Genomic DNA, 628 nt, shown 5'->3' with positions numbered 1-628 from the left:
CGACGCCCTGAAGCAGCCACTGCCCTAGAAGACTGTTCCGCTCTTTTTCACCACTGAAACAAGCGGAAGAAAAGAAAGCGACCAAGAAAACAAAGGGGATATACTTTTTCATATCAATCTCCTAAGGCAAAGAGAAAAAGGGTGCTGGATCAATCCAGCCACCACTAACGTTATCCCTCACTTGCAGGTGCACATGCGGCGTAACGCTACCCCATACCCTCAACCTTGGAAATTCGCAGCAGGTCCAATCTTTCGACCTGCTGAGACGTTATAGAAAAGTCATGGGTGTCGTTGCCCCCCCCTTGTCACTATCTGAACGAATCCTCAACTTCATATTCTTGAAGCCTCATCTGATCATTGACATAGATATAGATAATAATCGCGTGGTTCGCTTTTGAGCTTCGCGGTACATCACGAATGATCGCTTGGTACCGCTGAGAGAATTCGTCATATGAATGGGTTATATCATGCTTTTCAAAAAACTCTTCTATCTCCTCAGCGGTGGCGCCAACCTTTAGCTCTTCAGCTATCATGAGCTCGACTTCCCCTGCTTTGGTCTCATCAAATTCACCAAGCACAACTCTTTCCTCCGATTCACAACCAAGCACTGGTGTTAGGCTTAACACCA

The 628-nt window shown here is 46.5% G+C and carries 1 protein-coding gene; it reads right to left on the bottom strand.

Features of this window, described 5'->3' with window-relative positions; all coding sequences use genetic code 11:
• Nucleotides 1–308: 308 nt before the first annotated feature.
• Nucleotides 309–628, bottom strand: a 320-nt coding sequence (locus ABD256_RS44240) for a hypothetical protein (RefSeq protein ID WP_344432415.1), incomplete at its 5' end; no start/stop codon positions are given.

Source organism: Amycolatopsis minnesotensis, assembly GCF_039529815.1.
Classification (GTDB): domain Bacteria; phylum Actinomycetota; class Actinomycetes; order Mycobacteriales; family Pseudonocardiaceae; genus Amycolatopsis; species Amycolatopsis minnesotensis.
This window is presented reverse-complemented; position numbering and strand designations above follow the sequence as displayed.